This is a genomic window from Aquabacterium sp. UBA2148 (assembly GCF_002328915.1).
Taxonomy (GTDB): Bacteria; Pseudomonadota; Gammaproteobacteria; order Burkholderiales; family Burkholderiaceae_C; genus Aquabacterium; species Aquabacterium parvum.
Window position 1 is genome coordinate 1 of the sequence record NZ_DCXA01000154.1, and the last position, 3,846, is coordinate 3,846.

Consider the following 3,846-nt stretch of genomic DNA (forward strand, 5'->3'; position numbering starts at 1 on the left):
AGTCGGCGCTGTTCAACGCCGGGCTGCCTTACAAGGTGTACGGCGGGCTGCGCTTCTTCGAGCGCGCCGAGGTGAAACACGCGCTGGCCTACCTGCGCCTGATCGAGAACCCCAACGACGACACCAGCTTCCTGCGCGTGGTGAACTTCCCGGCGCGCGGCATCGGTGCGCGCAGCATCGAGCAGTTGCAGGATGCAGCGCAAGCCAGCGGTCGCAGCCTGGCGCAAAGCGCGACGGCGGTGCCTGGCAAGGCCGGCGCCAACCTGCAGGGCTTCGTGGCCCTGGTTGATGCCATGCGCGAAGCCACGCGTGGCCTGACGCTGCGCCAGATCATCGAGCACGTCCTCGACACCTCGGGCCTGCGCGATTTCTATCGCAACGAGAAGGAAGGCCAGGATCGGCTGGAGAACCTGGACGAACTGGTCAACGCCGCCGAGGCCTTCGTGACGCAGGAAGGCTTCGGCAAGGACGCCGTGGCCCTGCCGGTGGACGAGTCGGCGGGCACGATCGCGCAAGGGCTGCCTGCGGCGGTGGCCCAGGTCGACACCTTGCCCGACGCCGAGACGGGCGAGATCATCTCGCCGCTGCTTGCCTTCCTCACGCACGCGTCGCTCGAGGCGGGCGACAACCAGGCCCAGGCCGGTCAGGACGCCGTGCAGCTCATGACCATCCACGCCGCCAAGGGCCTGGAGTTCGTGCACGTGTTCCTGACCGGGCTGGAAGAAGGCCTGTTCCCGCACGAAAACTCGATGTCCGACACGGATGGCCTCGAAGAAGAGCGCCGCCTGATGTACGTGGCCATCACCCGCGCCCGCCGCCGCCTGTGCATCAGCTTCAGCCAGACGCGCATGCTGCACGGCCAGACCCGCTACAACGTCAAGAGCCGCTTCCTCGACGAGCTGCCCGAGGGCGCACTCAAGTGGCTGACGCCGCGCAACCAGGGCTTCGGCTCGGGCTTCGCCAAGTCCTACCAGGACGCGTGGGCGAGCGGCAAGGGCATGGGCTCGATGGTGGGGGCCGGGGCGCAACCCTGGCGCAGCAACCCCCCGCCTTCATGGGCCGGTGCGCGCCGCGCAGAAGACAACTTCAAGGACCTCACCGCGCCCATCCCCAAGGCCATGGCCGAAGCCAAAACGGCGGGTGGCTTGCGCGTGGGGCAGGGCGTGTTCCACAACAAGTTCGGCGAAGGCGTGGTGCTCACGCTCGAGGGCAATGGCTCCGAGGCCCGCGTGCAGGTCAACTTCGGGCGACACGGCACCAAGTGGCTGATGTTGAGCGTGGCCAAGCTGACGCCGATCGAGTGAGCCCACACCCTGGTGCCCTGGCCGGTGGTGCAGGACTGGTGTCGCGATAGATTCTGGACAAGCGTTCGATAGAAGCGCTTGTGTCGGGTTTGTGCAGGCTGGGTGTCTGGCGTCACTGACCCTTGCTACAGTCAGGACATCCATTCGACTTTTGTCTGCTCAGGAGATTGATTCATGGCCAAGACCGACAAGAAACCTGCCGCCAAGTCCGCCACCAAGCCTGCCACCAAACCGGTGCCCAAAAGCCAGGCCATTGACATCGGCATTTCCGCCGACCACCGCGCTGCCATCGCCAAGGGCCTCAATGGCCTGCTGGCCGACACCTTCACGCTGTACCTGACCACGCACAACTTCCATTGGAACGTGACGGGACCGATGTTCAACACCCTGCACACCATGTTCATGGACCAGTACACGGAGTTGTGGAACGCGGTGGACCCGATCGCCGAGCGCGTTCGCGCACTGGGCTTCACGGCCAAGGGCTCGTTCGCTGACTACGCCAAGCTCAGTTCGCTGCCCGATGCGCCCAGCGAGCCGCCCAAGGCCAAGGAGATGATCCGCATCCTGGTGGCCGGGCACGAAGCCGTGGCACGCACCGCTCGCTCCTTGTACCCCTTGGTCGATGAAGCCTCCGACGAGCCTTCTGCCGACCTGCTGACCCAGCGCCTGGACGTGCACGAGAAGGCCGCCTGGATGCTGCGCTCGTTGCTCGAAGACTGAGCAAGCAAGGAAGGGCGCTGGCCGCTGCCTCAGCCGGCGGCCAGCTTCCGGCGGCACTGGGCGGCCAGCGCCTCGGCGATGCGATCGCGGTCGTAGTGTTGCTGGGCGTAGGCGCGAGCCGCCTCTCCCAGTTGCGCCGCCCGTTGTGGCGCTTCCAGCAGTTCCAGGCAGCCCTCGGCCATGGCCGACGGGCTGTCACGCAGCAGCGCCTGCTGCCCATCGGTGAAGCCAAGGCCCTCGGCGCCCAGCGTTGTCGACACGATGGGTTTGCCGCGCAACGCCGCTTCGATCAGCTTGACCCGCGTGCCTCCGCCCGTGAGGATGGGGCAGATCACCACGTCAGCTTGCGCATACACCGCTTCGATGTCGTCCACGAAGCCCAGCAGCTTGACGCCCTCGGGCATGCGAGAGGCCTCGCCGATGGCCTGCGGGCTGGCGCCAGCAAACCAGACCTCGGCGTCGGGCCGGGCCTGGCGCACCAGCGGCCAGGTGTGCTCGATGAAGTGACGTGCGCCCTCGCCGTTCGGCTCGTAGGAATAGATGCCGACCATCAGCAGGATGGGCGCCTGGGCAGCGGGCCCGGACAGGTTCGAGGCCTGCGTGCTCGCCGCGCCCAGTGAGCCCTGCGGCGGCAAAGGCAGGCCGTTCGGCACCACGGTGACCCGTTCGGTCGACACGCCACAGAAGTCGGCCAGCAGATGCGCGTCGTCGCGGGCGCACACCAGCGTTTTCCAGGCGCGCCGCACGGCCTGACGCTCCAGGCGTGCCAGGGCGGGCAACTCGGCGCGCGACAGCCAGCGCTCGCGTGTGCTCTGGCCCAGGCCCATGCGGCGCTGGTGCACCACGTGCTCGATGTCGTCCATGTCGAACACCGCTGTCGGCAGCCCCTGGCACGCACAGAGCAAGGCCATGCTGCGCAGCCGATGCGCCAGCACCAGCACGGGTTTTTCGTCGAGGGCGCGTTGCAGCACCTCGAGCTGGCCCCCGGCCACCGCTGCGCGCATGCCGGGTGACCAGCGTTGCGACACGCAGCCCAGCAGCTGCTGAACGATGTAGGGCGTGCGCACGTCTTTGACCGAGCGGGTCAGCCCGAGCACGCGCGCCTGCAGGCCCCAGTGCTCGCGGATGCCTTCTGACACGCGCGCCAGGGCCGCCGAGTCATGCCCTTCCACCCGGTTGCCTTGCGAGCACACCACGTCCAGCATCAAACCGGTTCCAGCCATGGCCGTCATCAGCATCCGCAGGCGCTGGTAGATGCCGTGGCGGCTGGCTTGAAGGTCGTCCAGGGGCAGGGCGGTGACGATCAGGCAACGGCCCTTGGCCAACGGTGGCGAGGCGTCAAAGCGGTCTGGCGTCGAGGCGGGCTGGTTCATGGTGGCCTGGGTGATGGGGCGTCGGCAAGGGGCTGCGCGGGTTTCAGCGACGCCACTGAAGCGCGTCGATGACGCGCCCCAGGGCCTTGGAGTTCTTGCGCAGCATGTCCAGGTCGTTTTTCTCCCAGGCCCCGATGTTCAGGGTCAGGATCAGGAAGAGCACCCCGAACAGCACGGTGGACACCAGCGTGCGCCAGATCGAGCTCGGGTCATGCAGCGCCAGCTCGACCACGCCCAGCGCCATCAAGGCAGCCAGCAGCTGCAGCGCCACGTTGCGCACCGGGAAGCGGATGCCCAGGCTGCGATGCGCCACCGTGCCCACCATCGCCACGTAGAGGATGTTGCCCACGGCGTTCGACAGCAGCGCGCCCGTGTAGCCCAGCCAGGGGATGAACAGGAAGGCCGTGGCCACCGAGATGCCGGCGCCCGCGAAGATGAAGCGCAGGCGG

General features: G+C 67.6%; 4 protein-coding genes. 2 read left to right on the forward strand and 2 right to left on the reverse strand.

Going from position 1 to position 3,846, the window contains the following annotated elements; all coding sequences use genetic code 11:
- Positions 1-1,304: 3'-5' exonuclease (locus tag B2W70_RS08435; RefSeq protein WP_286744736.1), on the forward strand; the 1,304-nt coding region annotated here is incomplete at its 5' end.
- A gap of 174 nt (positions 1,305-1,478) precedes the next feature.
- Positions 1,479-2,024, forward strand: a complete 546-nt coding sequence (locus B2W70_RS08440) for a Dps family protein (protein WP_286744739.1) — start codon at positions 1,479-1,481, stop codon at positions 2,022-2,024.
- Between the two features lie 29 nt (positions 2,025-2,053).
- Here the strand turns inward: B2W70_RS08440 and B2W70_RS08445 are convergent, their stop codons facing one another.
- Together B2W70_RS08445 and B2W70_RS08450 are read right to left on the reverse strand one after the other, a co-directional pair.
- Positions 2,054-3,397, reverse strand: a complete 1,344-nt coding sequence (locus B2W70_RS08445) for a glycosyltransferase family 4 protein (RefSeq protein WP_286744741.1) — start codon at positions 3,395-3,397, stop codon at positions 2,054-2,056.
- A 43-nt stretch (positions 3,398-3,440) separates the two neighbouring features.
- Positions 3,441-3,846 (reverse strand): polysaccharide biosynthesis C-terminal domain-containing protein (locus tag B2W70_RS08450; RefSeq protein WP_286744743.1); only part of this gene is annotated, 406 nt, incomplete at its 5' end.

Bases quoted from the DNA above. Each gene is read 5' to 3' on its own strand.
- B2W70_RS08440 (WP_286744739.1), top strand. From the start codon at position 1,479: ATGGCCAAGACCGACAAGAAACCTGCCGCCAAGTCCGCCACCAAGCCT.
- B2W70_RS08445 (WP_286744741.1), bottom strand. From the start codon at position 3,397: ATGAACCAGCCCGCCTCGACGCCAGACCGCTTTGACGCCTCGCCACCG.